Below are 16127 nucleotides of genomic sequence, written 5' to 3'. Positions count from 1 at the left end.
TCGGTAGAGTTATGCCTTCGGGTCTTGATTCGATCGTCATTAAGGGCGCGCGCGAGCACAATTTAAAGAACGTCGATTTGGTGTTGCCTCGCAACCGCTTGATCGTCGTTACCGGCCTATCCGGGTCCGGTAAATCGTCGCTGGCGTTCGACACGATTTACGCCGAGGGCCAGCGCCGTTACGTAGAGTCGCTCTCCTCGTACGCGCGCCAATTCTTAGGGCAAATGGAAAAGCCCGATGTCGACTACATCGAGGGATTGTCGCCGGCGATTTCGATCGACCAAAAGTCGACCTCGCGCAACCCGCGATCGACGGTCGGCACCGTCACCGAAATCTACGACTACTTACGTTTGCTGTTCGCCCGCGTCGGCACGCCACATTGCTACAACTGCGGGCGCGAGATCAGCACGCAATCGAGCGAGCAAATCGTCGATTCGATTCTCGAGCTACCCGAAGGCAGCAAACTCTTGCTGCTCGCGCCGCTGGTGCGTGGACGCAAGGGCGAATATAGCAAATTGTTTGAGGAAATCGCCAAAGAGGGCTTCGCTCGCGTGCGGGTCGATGGTGAGATTCGCGAACTTCGTGAGAAAATAATACTCGATAAGAAGCGTAAACACACGATCGAAGTGGTCGTCGACCGGTTGGTCGTAAAACCCGACGTGCGCAAGCGGCTGACCGACTCGGTCGAAACGACGCTTCGCCTATCGACCGGCATCGTTACCGTGATCGTCGACGATCGCGAGCTGACGTTTAGCGAAGCCTTCGCGTGCGTGTACTGCGGATTATCGTTCGAAGAGCTGGCGCCGCGCCTGTTTTCGTTCAACTCGCCCTACGGCGCGTGCTCGGTCTGCAGCGGCTTGGGCGAGAAGATCGAGATCGATTCGTGGAAAGTCATTCCGGATCGCACCAAGTCGATTACCGATGGCGCCATCGTTCCGTGGAGCCGCAGTCTCGGTGGCGGCAAATATCCGTCGATGAACCCGTATTACTTGCAACAGCTGGAGCGCGTGTTGCGCAAATACAAAGTAAAGATGTCGACGCCGATCGAGGACATGCCGGACGACGTGGTCGACGTCGTTTTGTACGGGACGGACAAAGAGCAGGCGTTCGCTTACACGTCGCGGGCCGGCAAAACGTGGGAGTATCGCGCGTCGTTCGAAGGAGTGGTGAACAACCTGCAGCGGCGATATGCCGAAACGTCGAGCGAGAGCGTCAAGGAAGACATCGAGCGGTTTATGTCGGCTTCCAACTGCAATGCCTGCAAGGGCGCGCGGCTCAAGCCGGAGGCGTTGGCGGTGACGATCGGCGGCGTCAACATCGACGCGCTGACCCGCCTGCCGATCGAGCGCTTCGAGCAGTTTTTCGAAGGGCTCGAGCTGACGCCGCGACAGACGCAGATCGCGCATCAAATCGTCAAGGAGATTCGCGGCCGCGCCGGCTTTCTTAGCAACGTCGGCCTTACGTACCTCACGTTGGGACGTTCGGCCACGACGCTGTCGGGTGGCGAATCGCAACGGATCCGTCTGGCGACGCAGATCGGCAGCGCACTGGTCGGCGTCTTGTACATCCTCGACGAGCCGTCGATCGGGTTACATCAGCGCGATAACGAGCGTCTGTTGGCGACGCTGCAGACGTTGCGCGATCTCGGCAACACCTTGATCGTGATCGAGCACGATGAAGACACGATGCGCACTGCCGACGTGGTCGTGGATATCGGTCCGGGTGCGGGCGCCGAAGGCGGCGAGATTTTGACGGTTGGAACGCTCGATGAGATTCTGGCCGACGAACGCTCCGAAACCGGCGCGTACCTTTCGGGGCGCAAGTTTATCCCGGTTCCGAAGGAACGGCGCGTTCCGCGCTCTTGGCTTGAAGTGCGCAACGCGCGCGCTAACAATTTGCGTGGAATCGACGTGAAGTTTCCGCTCGGCGCGTTTTGTGCGGTAACGGGCGTCAGCGGTAGCGGCAAGTCGTCCTTGGTCAACGAAGTGTTGATCCGCGCGCTCAACCAGCATCTGCACGGACAGCCACCGAGCGGAACCTACGGCACCGTTAAGGGCGCCGGGCAACTCGACAAATTGGTCGTGATCGATCAATCCCCGATCGGCAGAACGCCGCGCAGCAATCCGGCGACGTACACCGGCACGTTCGACTATATCCGCGAACTGTTTTCGAAGGTTCCAGAGTCGCGCATGCGGGGCTATCAGCCGGGGCGTTTCTCGTTCAACGTCAAAGGCGGGCGCTGCGAGGCGTGCGAGGGCGACGGCATCATCAAGATCGAGATGCACTTCTTGCCCGACGTCTACGTGCCGTGCGAAGTTTGTAAAGGCAAGCGTTACAACGCGCAGACGCTCGAAGTCAAATATAAGGGCAAAACGATTTCCGACGTATTGGAAATGCGCGTCGATGAGGCCAACGAGTTCTTTTCGGCGATTCCGCGCGTCCACAACAAACTCAAGACGATTTGCGAGGTCGGGCTCGGTTATATCAAGATGGGGCAGCCGGCGACGACGCTCTCGGGCGGTGAGGCGCAGCGCGTAAAACTGGCGTCCGAATTGTCGCGGCGCTCGACCGGCCGCACCTTTTACGTACTGGACGAACCGACGACCGGTTTGCACTTCGCCGACATCCACAAGTTGCTTGACGTACTGCAGAAGCTCGTCGCTACCGGCAACAGCGTGCTGGTGATCGAGCACAATCTCGACGTCATCAAAACGGCCGATTATCTCATCGATCTCGGTCCGGAAGGTGGCGATAAGGGTGGCACGCTGGTTGCGATCGGCACGCCCGAGGAAGTCGCAGCCGACCCGGCATCGTTTACGGGCGCGTTCCTCGCGCCGGTATTACGCGATCAGCGCGCCGTCGGCCATAGCGCACTGGACCGTACGAAACTCGACCGTATCGAACACGAGAATCTCTCGATGCTCGACGAACTCACGCAAACCGAGCGGATTCCCGTCGAGGCGTAGTCGCCGTGGCGAAGTCGAGCCGAAGCGCCGAAGCCCGCGTCGAGAAGCTTCGCGCGCAGATCGATGAGGCGAATCATCGCTACTACGTGCTCGACGATCCGGCGCTGACCGACGCCGAATTCGACACGCTACTGCGCGAGCTCGTAACCCTCGAAACCGAACACCCCGAACTGCAAAGCGCCGATTCTCCGACGCAACGAGTCGGCGCACCGGCATCGGACCGCTTCGCGGCCTATCGGCACGCACGGCCGATGTTGAGCCTGGCCAACTCGACGACCGAAGAAGATTTGCGAGCGTTCGACGAGCGAGCCCGCAAACTCGCGGGCATCGACCTGCGCTACGTTTGCGAACTGAAAATCGACGGATTGGCGATCGCGCTCGATTACGACGGTGGCCTGCTTTCTCGCGGCGGCACGCGCGGCGACGGCCGCGTGGGTGAAGAGGTAACGCCAAACCTTCGTACGGTCAAAACCATTCCGTTGCGACTGCGTGCGGTCGATAACGCACCTACGTTTCTCGAAGTGCGCGGCGAGGTCTACTTGCGCAAGAGCGACTTCGACCGTTTGAACGTGGCGCGCGAGCGCGAAGGATTGCCCGTGTTCGCGAACCCCCGCAACACCGCGTCCGGCGGCGTCCGGCAGTTGGATCCTGCATCGACTGCCGAGCGTCGCTTATCGTTTTACGCCTATCAAATTGCAGAGCAGCGGGGCGGCGCGCCTCACGCGACACAGTCCGAAGCGCTCGAGTATCTGCGCGCCCTCGGCTTTAAAGTGAATGAGAATATTCGGCAGGCAGCGTCGATCGACGACGTGATCGCGTATTGTCGCGAATGGGAAGCGCGCCGCGACGAGCTGGACTACGAAATCGACGGCGTCGTCGTTAAAGTAGACGACCTCGATCTCCAGGAGAAACTAGGAACCGTATCGCGCGATCCGCGCTGGGCGATCGCCTTTAAGTTCAAAGCGCGTGAGGCGCGTACCAAGCTGCGCGATATCGTGGTGTCCGTCGGACGGACCGGAACGCTTAATCCCAATGCGGTGCTGGATCCCGTCCCGATCGGCGGAGTGACGGTGAAGAGCGCCACGCTGCACAACGCTGCGTACATCGAGAGCAACGACATCCGCATCGGCGATACCGTGTTGGTCACGCGTGCGGGCGACGTGATTCCGCGCGTCGTCGGGCCGATCGTTAGCGAACGAAACGGGCGCGAAAAGCGCTTCCGCATGCCCGATACGTGCCCGGTTTGCGGCGCGGACGTCGACCACCCTGAAGGCGAGGCGATGTCGCGCTGCACGAATGCGGCGTGCCCGGCGCAAGTCTACGAACGCGTGCGTCATTTTGCATCCCGCGGAGCGATGGATATCGAAGGCTTGGGTGACGTGCTATCGGAGCAGTTGATCGCAACCGGAGCGATCCGCGACATCGCCGACATTTACGCGCTCGATCTGGACGCGCTCCTCGCGGTTCCGCGGCTGGCCGAAAAAAGCGCGGGTAATTTATTGCGTTCGATCGAGGCATCGAAGGCACGAGGCTTAGCGCGTGTCCTAGTTTCGCTCGGCATCCGCTTCGTCGGCGAGCAAACGGCACGAATTCTGGCAGAAGACTTCGGCTCGATCGATGCGATCGAAGCCGCCGGTGAAGAGCAGTTGCGAGAGAGTGACGGAATCGGTCCGGAAGTTGCCGCAAGCGTGCGATTGTTCTTCGAGCAGGAAGACAACCGCGGCATCGTTGGCCGCCTGCGCGACGCCGGCGTCGATCTCACCGCGCCGAAACGCGAACGTGCGGCGCCCGGACCGTTGGCCGGCAAGACCTTCGTACTCACCGGCACGCTACCGAACCTCACGCGAGATCGTGCATCCGAGTTGATTCTTGCTGCGGGCGGCAAAGTTACGGGATCGGTCAGCAAGAAGACCGACTACGTCGTTGCGGGTGATGAAGCGGGGAGCAAGTTAGCGAAGGCCGAGCAACTCGGCATTGCCATTCTCGACGAATCGGCTCTCGAAGCGTTGCTGTCCGGTTAAACACTAGTCGGACGTTCGGTACACGTCCGAAATCCAATTCACTTCCCACGTCTTGCCGCCATCGGTGGAAAATGCTTGTTCGAAGTGATAATGCTTTGGGGCATCGACCGGCGTCCATATGTAACGGCTTGCGATCGGGCGTCCTTCGTAGGAATCGTTCCAGCAATAGAACTTTCCAACGCCGTGCTCGTCGAACGATCCAACCTCCGGTGGCAGGCCGAGGCCGTTTTTGGCCGTCACCCAATAAATGCTCCACGCCCGCTTCGTTGCATCGTACAAACGTAACGTCGCGAAATCGATCGCCCCAAGCGGGCTGTTGAGGCGGCCAGATTCGAAGTTGCCGCCTCCGTTCCAGAGCGATCGATTCTCAACGGACCCTTCGAACGAATACCAATCGTGCGATCCGGTGAGCGGCTTGCGGAGCCGTTTAAACGTCATGTGCCATTTGCCCGCGAGCCAGTCGAAGTCGTGGCTGCCGTCTCGCTGCGAGACTGCAGGCCGGTTTGGGGCGAGCGTCTGGCCGAGCGCGGCCGGCGTTCCATGCAACGCGACCAGCACCGCGATCGGGAGTGTCATCAAGGCCCTCTTCATGTCTCGAGTGTAGCAGCCAAACCTGACAGGTAATGTCAGGGTTCTTTTTTACGGGTGGCGAAATCGTCGAGTTTGTCGGCCGGTCGTCAGATATCGCTGCTGTTATTGCTCCAGATTCGCGGGCGCGCGAGCGCTCCCGAACTCGCGGACGAGCTGGGCGTCTCCGTGCGCACCGTCTATCGCGATGTCGAGCGGCTGCACGATGCGGGCGTTCCGATTTACGCTGAAGCCGGCAATGGCGGCGGAATCCGAATCGTCGATGGATACCGAATGCGGTTGACCGGTCTCGATCTTCCAGAATCCGAAGCGTTGGGACTGGCTGGGTGGACGACGATCGCCGAAGCGCTCGGAATCGGATCGGCCGCGGCCGGCGCTCAACGAAAGTTACTGGCTTCGTTGCCCCGTGCTACCGCGGAAAGCGCGCGGCGCACGCACGAACGCTTGCACGTCGATCTCGCGCGATGGTACGCACCCGCCGAAATGCCGGCCCATCTTCCGGCGCTCGCGCGCGCCGTTTGGGACTTGCGCAAGTTGCGAATCGAGTACCAGAGTTGGCGGAAACGCGCGAAGCGCGACGTCGAGCCACACGGACTCGTGCTCAAAAACGCGACCTGGTACCTCGTCGCTCGATGTGACGGCAAACTGCGGACATATCGGGTCGGCGAAATCGCATCGGTACAGCCGTTGGACGCAACGTTCGTGACGAGCAACGATTTTAATTTGCGAGCGTATTGGGAGTCGTCGACGCAGCGCTTCGAACGAAGCCTCGTCCGCGGCGAGGCAACCGTGCGTTGTACGCCGGGTGCGTTGCCACTTTTGCATCGCATCGGACCGGGTCCGGCCCAGCCGTCAAAGGGCGATTCTTCAATCGTGACCGTGCCCATCGAGTCGATCGAACGAGCGGCTCGCGACCTGTTGGCGTTGGGCGATTCGGTCGAGGTGCTCGCTCCCGCAGAGCTGCGCGAACGGATTGCGAGCACAGCTCGAGCGACCGCCGAACTCTACGAAAAGAAGCGCGTTCCTAAACGCGGCCGAAGCACGCCCACCACACCCACGCGATGAGAACGGCTTGCAACGGTAACCGGATGTACAGTGCCGTCGCAGAAGCCATGTCACGATAGAGCTCCGGGTGCTGCGCCATGTACACGTTCGCCGGAAAAACGGCAAGGAGCAGCAAAACGAGCCCGATTCCCGCAGCCTTGCGCGTCCGCGCGATGAGAACGCCGATACCACCCGCAATCTCCGCAACGCCGCTGATGACGACCAGCAGCGCCGGAGATGGAAATGATGGTGGAACGATATGTTGATAGAGTGCCGGGTGCACGAAGTGGTTTGCGCCCGCGGCAATAAAGAGCGCTCCGAGTAGGACCGTCGCTACGGTTTTGTTGACCAAACTTCAGTCGAGATCAGCCACCGTCCACCGGTTTTATGAAAGGTGAACGTCATCGTTCCCGATTCGGCAAATGGCTTGCCGGCTTGGGTGCCGGTTATGACCATCGAATCGACGAGATAGGCGTCGGTCGGTGATTGCCGGTATTCGCCGACCCGCACCGCTCCAACGTGGAGATGACCCATGTGGGCGCGTTTCATGAGCACGGTGAGACCGTTCCACCACTCCGTGCCGGCGTTCGCGCCGCGCCAGACGAACGGCGCATTTTCATCCACGACAACCGCATCGGACGTAAAAATCCCGGATAGCGATGAACCGTCGTTCGTGTTGCCGACGTTAACGACCACATTTGCGAGTTTGACGATCGCTTGCGGCGGAATCGCCTTCGTCTGCGCCAGCGCACTCAGCGGAGCGAGCGCCAGCACAAGACCGAAGGTAACGATGCGCACGTTCATTGTCCGGCTACTTTCAGATCGGCTGCCAATGCTTTCGCTTTGGCGACCGGAACGCCGAGCTTTTCTAGTTTCGATGCATCGAACGACGCGTTGGTCATCTTGACGATGGTCCAGTTTCCGTCAATCTTTTTGGTTAGGGCTTGGCCTCCACCGTAGCCATTGCCGGCGGGCCAATGTGCTATCGCGTACGGCAGTTCCGCGACCATACTCACGTTAATATCCGTCGCGTTCAGACGCTCTTGCACCACTTCGGAAAGGGCGACCGCGTCCGATTGATTGAGGATCGCGGCGGCGGCCGGCGCCGCGCAAACCAACGCGAGCGCGAGAATGGCAAATACACGCATATCTCGCCTTTTGCGTCCAAGCAAGCGCTGCCCTCCACTGTCTGTCGTATCGCGGATCCATAGGCTTGCTTGTGCTGCTTCACGAGGGTACTATTATCGCCCGCGAGTGCGATCGACCAGGCGCTTAATGAGGAGCATTGCTCATGAACCATCGCCCTAACCGTGTCGCTAGTAGAATCGGCGCTTTTGCTCTTACTATGGTGAGTTGCGGATGCGCCGGCGGAAATAGAACCGTTCCAACGGCGCCGGCCGCGATCTCGGCCGTTGGCGCGCAGCCGAAGGCCAAATCGCTGCTGTTCGTCGGCAATTCGAACATCGGGAGAATCGACGTCTTCGTTTTGGTCAAAGGACAGTACGAACTGCAACGGCAGATTGAAGATTCCAACGGTCCCGAAGGCCTACACACCGATGCGGCCGGCAATTTATACGTTGCCGACCAGGGTCTCGGAACGGAGGGTCCCGGTGTCGGGGACATCGCGGTATATGCACCGGGCGCCGCGAGCCCAAGCCGGTTGATTGTTCCCGGTTACAACATCGCCGACGTCGCACCGTCTGCGAACGGCAAACTGTTCGCAGCAAACTTCGGTCCGGACGGATATTTCGGACCGGGTTCGGTTTCTGCGTATGGACGCACGAAAGACATTCCGTTGCGAACGACGGTTATTCCTAATTCATTTCAGGCGCTCGGTATCGTTCGCGACCCCAACAATCAAGACGTGTTCGCCACGTATAGCACCAACGATAACAAAGGCCATATCGCAGGTTTCGTGCATGGCAAACCGCCCGCAATCGATCTCGGCGTTACGTACGGTTCGCCCTGGGGAATCGCCGAGGACGGGAAGGGAAATCTCTTGGCGGCCGGTGGTGGCGTAATCAACATTTTCTCACAAACGGGCAAAGCACGCGGCTCTTTCAACGTTCCGGGCATCCCCTATCGCTTGGCATTTAACACCGACAGATCGTTGCTGTTCGTTTCGAATTTCGAGAACTTCGACGTCGAGATATTCTCGTATCCTAAGGTCAAAATGATAGGAACGGTTCAGTCCGATCAATGGAGTAAGTACGCCTGGCCGGACGGCGTCGCGTTCTGGCCTCCGCCCAAATAGGCCGCAACGGTCGCATCGCCACTAACACTTGAGCCTCGCGCCGCGTCTGTATTGCTATGCTGATCGAACGTGAGGCCGTGGAAGCGGCGCGGCTGGGAGGCGAGGCTCTCGAGGCGCTCATCGTTCGGCTTTGGCCGGACGCGTATCGAGTCGCCTTCGCAATCGTGCGCGATCGTGGCCTTGCCGAAGACGCGGCGCAAGAAGCTTGCGCCACCATCGCGCGCCGCTTGAGTTCCCTCAAAGATTCCGGTGCTTTCACCGCCTGGAGCTATAAGATTATAACGAACCGGGCGCTCGACACCGTCCGCTCGCGGCCTGCCTCGGCAAGCCTCGATGAAGTGCGCCGCGTGAAAACACACATCGACAGTGGTGATGCCTTCGATCTCAACGAGGCACTCGGAACCCTAGAGCCACGCCAACGCGCAACGATACTCTTGCACTACTACGGTGGTTTGAATAGCGGAGAGATCGGGGCCGCGCTCGGGATCGCGCCCGTGACCGTTCGTTTTCACTTGATGCGCGCTCGTGCGGCGTTGCGAAAAGCACTTGCCGTCGCCGATGCGGCGCAGCCGACCGAGGGAGTTCTTCTCGATGTACGGTGACGCTCGAATTTCCAAAGGCCTGCACTGCATGGTGCGGGATATCGAAGTACCCCCGGTTTCTCTAGCAACCATTCGGTACCGAATGGGACGACCTGCGCGCGAACCCATAACGCGTACCAGTTTCTATGTAACCGTTGCGGCAGCAACGGCGATTGCGCTCGCGGTACTTCCCATCGTTGCTCCCGCTTTCGTCCAGCGCCTCGAATCGCGGATCGTCGAGACGGTGCTGCGCTGGAGTCCGCCTCCTCCGCCGTCTGCTTCGCTCGTTGCAGCGTTGCGCTCGCAAACCGGCACGCTCGCGAAGGCACAGTCGATGGTGAAATTCACCATCGTCGCACCGGTCGGGCTTCCAAAAGATGTAACGTTGGAAACTATTGCGACCATGCCCGGCGCCGATTACTCCTTATCTGCGCGCGCGTGGAGCGTTGGAACTGCCAACGTCTGGTTCACGTATCGCCGGCGGCGTGGCGCTTCGTTTCAGCTGATGGCAGCCGCTTTCGATCCGCACGGAGGGCCGCCGTCGAAGTATATCGTCGAGGAAGGAGACGAACGTAACGGCCGCCACGTCTACATCGTCCACGATAAGTTCGCATGGCGAAACGGAGATCAAGTGATGACGGCGATCACCGGCGATGGGATCACTAAATCCGAAATCAACGCGATTCGTTCGTCGATGCGCGGCACTCCCATTGTTGGGGTGTGGCCTCCTCTGCGCCATTCTGTCCAGAAAATGTATGTGGCACCGTAGCTGAGCTCGGTGGTCGAAGGCAGTGGGGCACGCCCGCCGAAGGCGGTACGTGTTATGAACGATTTACAACAAATACCGATTACGACCATCGACGGGCGCGACACAACATTGGGCGAGTATGCCGGCAAGGTGTTGCTCGTCGTAAACACGGCCTCGAAATGCGGCCTGACGCCACAATACGAAGGGCTCGAGGCGCTCAGCAAGACGTATCGCGATAAAGGCCTCGAGGTATTGGGTTTTCCGTCGAACGACTTCGCCGGCCAAGAGCCTCTCAGCGAGCCCGAGATCGCGGACTTCTGTTCGACCAACTACGCGATCGATTTCCCGATGTTTTCGAAGATCGCGGTTGTGGGTGAGAACAAGCACCCGCTGTACGCCGAAATGATCGAGCAACGTCCGGAGGTGCCCGACACCGAAAAGTTTCGCGAAGGTCTGGTCAAGTTTGGCGTTACTCCGAATCCGGCGCCCGAAGTACTGTGGAACTTCGAGAAGTTTCTGATCGGTCGCGACGGCACCGTCGTCGATCGCTTCTCACCCGATGTCAAGCCGGATGACAACCGTCTTCGCGAGTCGATCGAACGCGAACTTTCACGCAAGGGCGCGTAACAAACCGGCGGCATCGATCGATTCCGATGCGTTTGCGTTTCTTGCTGGGTGGGGTGCTTGCCACCGCGGCCGCCACATCTTGTCTTGCAAGTGCGCGAGCCGATGTGCCTGTGGCGACGACGGTTCGAAACGTCGCCCGGGCATCTATGGCGGCCAATCACCTTCGAGCGCTCATCGTACAGGTGCGGTCGAACGGTAAAACGATCTATAACGGCGCGTTCGGCGAATCGATGACGGGAGTGCCGGCTACTACGGACATGCATTTCCGCAACGGAGCGATCGCGTTCAGCTTTATGGCGACGCTGTTGCTCGAGTACGTCGACCAAAAGAAAGTTTCGCTCGATACAAAACTCTCGAAGTACTTTCCGAATCTTCCAGATGCGAACCGGATAACGCTTCGGAATCTGGCGCAGATGACGTCGGGATACGCCGACTATGTGTATCAGCCCGAAACGATCGACGGCACGTATCGCGATCCGTTTCGCAAGTGGACGTCGGACGAACTCATCCACATCGGTGTTTCGAAGCCGCTGCAGTTCGCGCCGGGCACGAACTGGGGCTACTCGCACACGAACTACGTGATCTTAGGACGGGTGCTTGAAAAGATCGCGGGCGTGCCGCTCGCCGATGCAATTCGAGACAATGTCTTGCACCCGATCGGATTGACGCAAACGCAGACGAACGCCGGCGCATCGATCCCCTCGCCGGTTTTACATACGTTCAGCTCCGAGCGTCGCGAAACGCTCGGCATCGCGCCGGGAACGCCGTTCTATGAAGAGGCGACATTCTGGAATCCATCGTGGACGACCATAGATGGCGCAGTTGAAACGACCGACATCCACGATTTGGCGCTTTCGATCGAAGCCGTTTCGAATGGAAAGCTGTTGTCAAAGGAGTCGTCGGCGGCGCAACTCGCGCCGAGCTTGATTGGCTTCGGCCACGCACAGAGCGGGTGTCCGGCGTGTCGAGCGAACGACGAAACGTTTAGCTATGGCCTGGGTGTCATTCGATCCGGCGCTTGGATCGCGCAGACGCTCGGCTTTGCGGGCGCGTCGGGTGCCGTCGGTTACCTCCCGAGCAGCAAGCTGACGATTGCGGTCGAAGCGACGAACGGTTCGGGCGCGTACGACGATAAAGGCAATGCGGGTTTAGGCGCTACCGCCGTCTTTCGCGCGTTAGCCGATGCACTGGCACCGGGTACTTTTCCTCAATCACATTAGTTCTCATCAAGAAAAGCAGTATGAATCCGACGACGCGTCGCCACCTTGCAGTCGCACTTGATGCGCGCGGTGATTGTTATCGAATTCGAGATAGAAGTTCTCGTCGAAGCGCATAGTGCCGTCTTCTGCGATGTCCAAGCCGGCCATCCAGCTGTCGACGCCCTCGGGATAGAATTGATCGTCCCAGCTGCGATACAGCGAGTTCGTGAAGTAGACGCGCCTACCGTCGCGGCTGATCTCGACCATCTGCGGTCCCCCGAGCAGCGGCTTTTCAGGGTTACGCGGATGCGGAGCGCGACGAGCGATGCCACCGATATGGACCGAACCAACGAGTTTCGGGTTGAACGGGTCGCTCACGTCGTATTGACGTAGCTCGCCGGTGCCCCAGCAAGACGCGTACAAGTATTGATCATCCAGCGAGAGCCCGATGTCGGTCAAGAGCGGAGGTACGGCCGAAAAGCCTTTGAGCATGTCGGGTAGCTGTGCGGGATCGGCCGGCTCGGCCGGGATTTCGATCACCTTCTTGATTGCCCATGTGTCCTTGTCGTTATCGCGATACCACAACCAAATCGATGCCGACAAATCTTTTAACGAAACGACGACGCCGACGAAACCGTACGTCTTCGCCGGATCGTGTGAAGGACGTAACTCGAGCACCATTTGTTGCTCGGCTCCGAGGTCGATCGACTGCACGTGCTTTCGCTTGCGCAGATCCCAAAAATGGAGTTGATGCCCGTACTTGCCCGCGAGCAACAACTCGGGATTCAGGCCGCCTTCGATCATATTCGGCGTGCCCCACTCACTCGTTACCATCGCATCGTGCGTAAGATGCCACCAGAAATCGTACGCGAGGTACTGCGGACCGCGATCGGCTTCCCACTTTCCGATAATATCGAACGTGTCGCAGTCCAGCATGAACACTCCGCCAGGACCTTCGCCGTCGGCATTTCCTAAAGCGCTGACATAAATCGCGTCCGGCCCGCAATGCACGGTGTGCGGCCGCGTGTAGCCGGTCTTTTCGAGAATGTCTTGCGCTTCGATGGTCCGAACGATGCGCGGCTTCGTCGGATCCGGCTTCGTGTCGATGATGTAGATGCGCGACGAACGCAATCCCGGAACGATCAGATAGCGGCGCTCGACATGCGCGCGCGGTGCGAACGGACACAGCGCGGCGCTGCACGCGTTCCAACCGAAGTGATGCAACTCATCCCCGGTATTCGGCAATTCGACGCGGCCGATTTCGCTCGCATACGTCGATGAAGTCGGATCGGCGTCGACGACTGCGAGCGCATCCGGAACGTGATTACCGCTCGCGCTTAAGAGCGCGACGTAAGCGAGCTTCTCCGGCGGCGCTTGCATCGCGTCTTTGGCGGAGGCATAAAAGGTGGGGTCGGGCTTGAGCTGCATGCCGGGCAGCTTCCCCCGTCCCGAGCCGTCTCCTGTCGCCCTTCTATCCTAGGTAAAGAGAGCGATAACGCCCGTCACGACCAGCGCTATCGACCATACACCATCGACGTTTAGCCAGCCGGTTCGCAAGAAGCTCACGCCGACTTTCCAGTACACGACGAGTGCGACTGCCGTTAACGCTGTAACGTACCCGAGCGTATGAACGGCAACATACAGAAGGCTCGTTCCCATCCCTATGCCATATGGCGCCGAGGGCATCGCCGGCATGCCGGCCATGGCCGGCGCCGCTGTATGTGCGGACGCGATGAATGGCAAGAGCATCAAACCCGCACCGTGCGCGCTCGACATTAAGAAGCCCCAGAACACGAGTCCCCAAAATCCGACGCGCATCCCGACCCAGCGTGGATGGCGAACTCGAATCAAGCGATAGATGCCGTACCCGATCAGAATGGCGGCGCTCGCTTCGTGCACGAGCGGATGTGGCAGTTGTGCTGCCGCGACCGTCGCGACGAACACGATCGCGGCGACCGAAATCAAGTGGCCCAGAACGAGCGGCACGATCGCCTTCACAACAGCAGCGGCACTGCGTTCCTGAAAACCGAGCGCAACGGCAAACAACCAGCCCATTCCTGGATTAATGCCGTGGTAGCAACCTAGCAGAAACAGCGCGACCCAAACGTACTGTGCGGTCACGTCGATGCACCTCCAACCGGCTCGTTAGAACAGGCGGCGCAGCGAGTCGTCCGGCGTTTGGCCTTCGGGTAACGCCGCTGCGAGCGATTCCGCAATATCGCCGGCTACGACGCCCACGCGGCGGATGGATGCGGCGTGACGACCGGCTAGGCCGTGCCAATACGCGCCGGCTCGCGCTGCATCGGCGATCGGCAATCCTTGCGACGCCAGCGTTGCGATGATGCCGCTCAGCACATCGCCGGTGCCCGCCGTGGCGAGCGCACTGGTTCCGGTCGAATTAATGTGCATCGATGCGCCGTCGTACACGAGCGTATCGCTGCCTTTGAGCAGCGTCGCGATACCGGTCCGCAACACGAACTCGCGCAACCGGTCCACGCGCTCGCCCGGCTTGATCGTGCCCTTACCCGAAAGTCGCGCGAATTCGCCGGCGTGCGGCGTAACGACGGCTTTCTTGCCGCGCAATACGTCGAGGTGTTTGGACAAGTGAAAGAGCGCGCTGGCATCGACCACAACGGGCAGTTCGTTTCGCGCCAGAAATCCGGTAACGATCGCTCCGGTGCGATCGTCGAGGCCAAGCCCCGGTCCGATCGCGACCGCCGAGTTGTGGCTCGAAATGTCGATCAGTTGGTCGACGACATCCTCCGGCGAAGCGTCGTTCGAGATTTCCACAACGACTTGTTCGACGAGGTGCGCCCGAAGCGTCGGCGCAACGGTTGCCGGCGTCGCAACCGTCACGTAACCCGCACCGGCGCGTGCCGCACCGCGCGAGCATAGAACGGCCGCTCCGGGAAACTGCCCCGAGCCGGCGATAATCAGCGGCGCTCCGGAAGTTCGTTTGTCGCCATTTGCCGGACGCACCGGCAGCATGCGCAGGAACGCATCGTCGTCGAGCGCGGCGAACGTTTGTGGTTGAGCGGCCAGGAGCGGGGGATCGATCCCGATCGATGCCAGCCAGCACTCGCCGACGTATTCGCGTGCCGGTTCGAAGAAGAGGCCCGGCTTCGCGGCACCAATCGTCACGGTTACGGTCGCGCGTACCGCGTCGTCGCTAACGGCTCCGGTAAGAGCATCGATGCCGCTCGGGATGTCGATCGCCAGCACGGTACGGTGTCGAGCGTCGAGCGCGCGGCAGATCGCCGCATAGGGCTGAGCGATCGGCAGCCGAGCTCCCGTTCCGAAAAGCCCGTCGACTGCGAGTGAAGCCCGTAGCGCGTCGGCCAGTTCGGTGTCATCCGATGGAAGCGGTCGCACGTCGACCCCGGCCGCACGCGCCCGCCACATCGCTTCGCGTCGCGCAGCGGACCCGCTCTCCGCGTCGGCGACATAGACGACTCGTTCGTGTTGCGGTTCGAGCAGCGCGAGTGCGGCGAATGCGTCGCCGCCATTGTTGCCCGGCCCAGCGAAGGCAGCGACCCGGCCACCGGGTCGTAACATCGAGCGCAAGCGCTCGGCGATTCGCGTTCCCGCCGCCGTCATCAACGCGTCTTCGCCTGCGACCGCGACGGCCTGCGCGTCGACTGCGCGCATCTGCTCGGGGGTGAGGACGACGATCATCGCTCTAAGATAACGACAGCGGATGCCGTCGTGGCCGAATGCGTGATCGTCAGGTGAACGTTCGTAACGCCGCGCCGTTCGGGAAGAGCGATGGCTTTATTGAAGAACTCGATCGTCGGGGCGCCGCTCGGCTTATGGCCGACGCCGATCCAGCGCCAGGGAATGGCATGCCCGAACGCTTTGCGCGTTGCTTCTTTGGCGGCGTAGAAGCCGGCCAACCGTTCGGGCCAGTGGCGTTTGCGCATCGCGTAGCGCATCTCTTCATCGGTGTAGATCTTGCGCGCGAACCATTCGAGCTCGCGCGGACCGAACCGGTAGCGCTCGACTTCCGCTAGATCGATGCCAATACCCAAAATCATGCATATCACGACTTCTTACCAACGGATTTTTTGCCTTGTCGCCGCCGCGGCTCGCCGGGGTTTAT

Annotated in this window: 16 protein-coding genes; 8 read left to right on the top strand and 8 right to left on the bottom strand. The window is 60.3% G+C overall.

Annotation, left to right across the window (positions count from 1 at the left end; translation table 11 throughout):
- Positions 1 to 11: 11 nt before the first annotated feature.
- The gene (gene uvrA, locus VGF98_10390) at positions 12 to 2966 is read left to right on the top strand and encodes an excinuclease ABC subunit UvrA (GenBank protein ID HEY1682033.1); all 2955 of its coding nucleotides are present in this window, start codon (positions 12 to 14) and stop codon (positions 2964 to 2966) included.
- Between the two features lie 5 nt (positions 2967 to 2971).
- On the top strand, positions 2972 to 4987 hold the full coding sequence (gene ligA, locus VGF98_10385; GenBank protein ID HEY1682032.1) for an NAD-dependent DNA ligase LigA: 2016 nt from the start codon (positions 2972 to 2974) through the stop codon (positions 4985 to 4987).
- Positions 4988 to 4990: 3 nt separating this feature from the next.
- Here ligA and VGF98_10380 read toward each other — a convergent pair whose 3' ends face one another.
- Positions 4991 to 5563, bottom strand: a complete 573-nt coding sequence (locus tag VGF98_10380; GenBank protein HEY1682031.1) for a hypothetical protein — start codon at positions 5561 to 5563, stop codon at positions 4991 to 4993.
- A gap of 87 nt (positions 5564 to 5650) precedes the next feature.
- Between VGF98_10380 and VGF98_10375 the strand changes: the two genes are divergently transcribed.
- Positions 5651 to 6640, top strand: a complete 990-nt coding sequence (locus tag VGF98_10375; protein HEY1682030.1) for a WYL domain-containing protein — start codon at positions 5651 to 5653, stop codon at positions 6638 to 6640.
- On the opposite strand, the gene VGF98_10370 is transcribed toward VGF98_10375, so the two are convergent.
- Genes VGF98_10370 through VGF98_10360 form a run of 3 tightly spaced genes read right to left on the bottom strand, consistent with a single transcriptional unit; the run spans position 6600 to position 7767 of the window.
- Complete coding sequence (locus VGF98_10370) at positions 6600 to 6971, bottom strand: DoxX family membrane protein (GenBank protein HEY1682029.1); 372 nt, start codon at positions 6969 to 6971, stop codon at positions 6600 to 6602. The genes VGF98_10375 and VGF98_10370 overlap by 41 nt on opposite strands.
- Positions 6953 to 7423 (bottom strand): hypothetical protein, encoded by a 471-nt coding sequence (locus VGF98_10365; GenBank protein ID HEY1682028.1) that lies wholly within the window; start codon positions 7421 to 7423, stop codon positions 6953 to 6955. The genes VGF98_10370 and VGF98_10365 overlap by 19 nt, the downstream gene beginning before the upstream one ends.
- On the bottom strand, positions 7420 to 7767 hold the full coding sequence (locus tag VGF98_10360) for a hypothetical protein (GenBank protein ID HEY1682027.1): 348 nt from the start codon (positions 7765 to 7767) through the stop codon (positions 7420 to 7422). Before VGF98_10360 ends, VGF98_10365 begins: the two co-directional genes overlap by 4 nt.
- Before the next feature lie 143 nt (positions 7768 to 7910).
- On the opposite strand from VGF98_10360, the gene VGF98_10355 reads away from it, so the two are divergent.
- The 5 genes from VGF98_10355 (at position 7911) to VGF98_10335 (ending at position 12049) form a co-directional block, all read left to right on the top strand.
- Entirely contained in the window at positions 7911 to 8873 is a 963-nt protein-coding gene (locus VGF98_10355) for a hypothetical protein (GenBank protein HEY1682026.1), read from the top strand.
- A 77-nt stretch (positions 8874 to 8950) separates the two neighbouring features.
- Complete coding sequence (locus VGF98_10350) at positions 8951 to 9475, top strand: sigma-70 family RNA polymerase sigma factor (protein HEY1682025.1); 525 nt, start codon at positions 8951 to 8953, stop codon at positions 9473 to 9475.
- 82 nt (positions 9476 to 9557) lie between these two features.
- Positions 9558 to 10223, top strand: a complete 666-nt coding sequence (locus VGF98_10345; GenBank protein HEY1682024.1) for a hypothetical protein — start codon at positions 9558 to 9560, stop codon at positions 10221 to 10223.
- Between the two features lie 54 nt (positions 10224 to 10277).
- Positions 10278 to 10829, top strand: a complete 552-nt coding sequence (locus tag VGF98_10340; GenBank protein ID HEY1682023.1) for a glutathione peroxidase — start codon at positions 10278 to 10280, stop codon at positions 10827 to 10829.
- Positions 10830 to 10855: 26 nt separating this feature from the next.
- On the top strand, positions 10856 to 12049 hold the full coding sequence (locus VGF98_10335) for a serine hydrolase domain-containing protein (GenBank protein ID HEY1682022.1): 1194 nt from the start codon (positions 10856 to 10858) through the stop codon (positions 12047 to 12049).
- Positions 12050 to 12055: 6 nt separating this feature from the next.
- Here VGF98_10335 and VGF98_10330 read toward each other — a convergent pair whose 3' ends face one another.
- The 4 genes from VGF98_10330 to VGF98_10315 are packed head-to-tail and all read right to left on the bottom strand — an operon-like array spanning position 12056 to position 16062.
- Complete coding sequence (locus VGF98_10330) at positions 12056 to 13456, bottom strand: selenium-binding family protein (protein ID HEY1682021.1); 1401 nt, start codon at positions 13454 to 13456, stop codon at positions 12056 to 12058.
- 48 nt (positions 13457 to 13504) lie between these two features.
- A complete protein-coding gene (locus tag VGF98_10325; GenBank protein ID HEY1682020.1) occupies positions 13505 to 14149 on the bottom strand; it encodes a hypothetical protein in 645 nt (214 codons plus the stop codon).
- Between the two features lie 24 nt (positions 14150 to 14173).
- The gene (locus tag VGF98_10320; GenBank protein ID HEY1682019.1) at positions 14174 to 15703 is read right to left on the bottom strand and encodes an NAD(P)H-hydrate dehydratase; all 1530 of its coding nucleotides are present in this window, start codon (positions 15701 to 15703) and stop codon (positions 14174 to 14176) included.
- On the bottom strand, positions 15700 to 16062 hold the full coding sequence (locus VGF98_10315; protein ID HEY1682018.1) for a holo-ACP synthase: 363 nt from the start codon (positions 16060 to 16062) through the stop codon (positions 15700 to 15702). The genes VGF98_10320 and VGF98_10315 overlap by 4 nt, the downstream gene beginning before the upstream one ends.
- Between the last annotated feature and the right edge of the window lie 65 nt (positions 16063 to 16127).

The sequence above is a fragment of the Candidatus Tumulicola sp. genome (assembly GCA_036490475.1).
In the GTDB taxonomy this organism is placed as follows: domain Bacteria; phylum Vulcanimicrobiota; class Vulcanimicrobiia; order Vulcanimicrobiales; family Vulcanimicrobiaceae; genus Tumulicola.
Note: the sequence above shows the minus strand (reverse complement) of the source record. Positions and strands in the feature narration are given on the sequence as shown.

Coding starts and splice junctions, on each gene's coding strand:
- VGF98_10340 (HEY1682023.1), top strand. CDS start 10,278: ATGAACGATTTACAACAAATACCGATTACGACCATCGACGGGCGCGAC.
- VGF98_10355 (HEY1682026.1), top strand. CDS start 7,911: ATGAACCATCGCCCTAACCGTGTCGCTAGTAGAATCGGCGCTTTTGCT.
- VGF98_10315 (HEY1682018.1), bottom strand. CDS start 16,062: ATGATTTTGGGTATTGGCATCGATCTAGCGGAAGTCGAGCGCTACCGG.
- uvrA (HEY1682033.1), top strand. CDS start 12: ATGCCTTCGGGTCTTGATTCGATCGTCATTAAGGGCGCGCGCGAGCAC.
- VGF98_10330 (HEY1682021.1), bottom strand. CDS start 13,456: ATGCAGCTCAAGCCCGACCCCACCTTTTATGCCTCCGCCAAAGACGCG.
- VGF98_10335 (HEY1682022.1), top strand. CDS start 10,856: ATGCGTTTGCGTTTCTTGCTGGGTGGGGTGCTTGCCACCGCGGCCGCC.
- VGF98_10320 (HEY1682019.1), bottom strand. CDS start 15,703: ATGATCGTCGTCCTCACCCCCGAGCAGATGCGCGCAGTCGACGCGCAG.
- VGF98_10380 (HEY1682031.1), bottom strand. CDS start 5,563: ATGACACTCCCGATCGCGGTGCTGGTCGCGTTGCATGGAACGCCGGCC.
- VGF98_10360 (HEY1682027.1), bottom strand. CDS start 7,767: ATGCGTGTATTTGCCATTCTCGCGCTCGCGTTGGTTTGCGCGGCGCCG.
- VGF98_10365 (HEY1682028.1), bottom strand. CDS start 7,423: ATGAACGTGCGCATCGTTACCTTCGGTCTTGTGCTGGCGCTCGCTCCG.
- VGF98_10345 (HEY1682024.1), top strand. CDS start 9,558: ATGGGACGACCTGCGCGCGAACCCATAACGCGTACCAGTTTCTATGTA.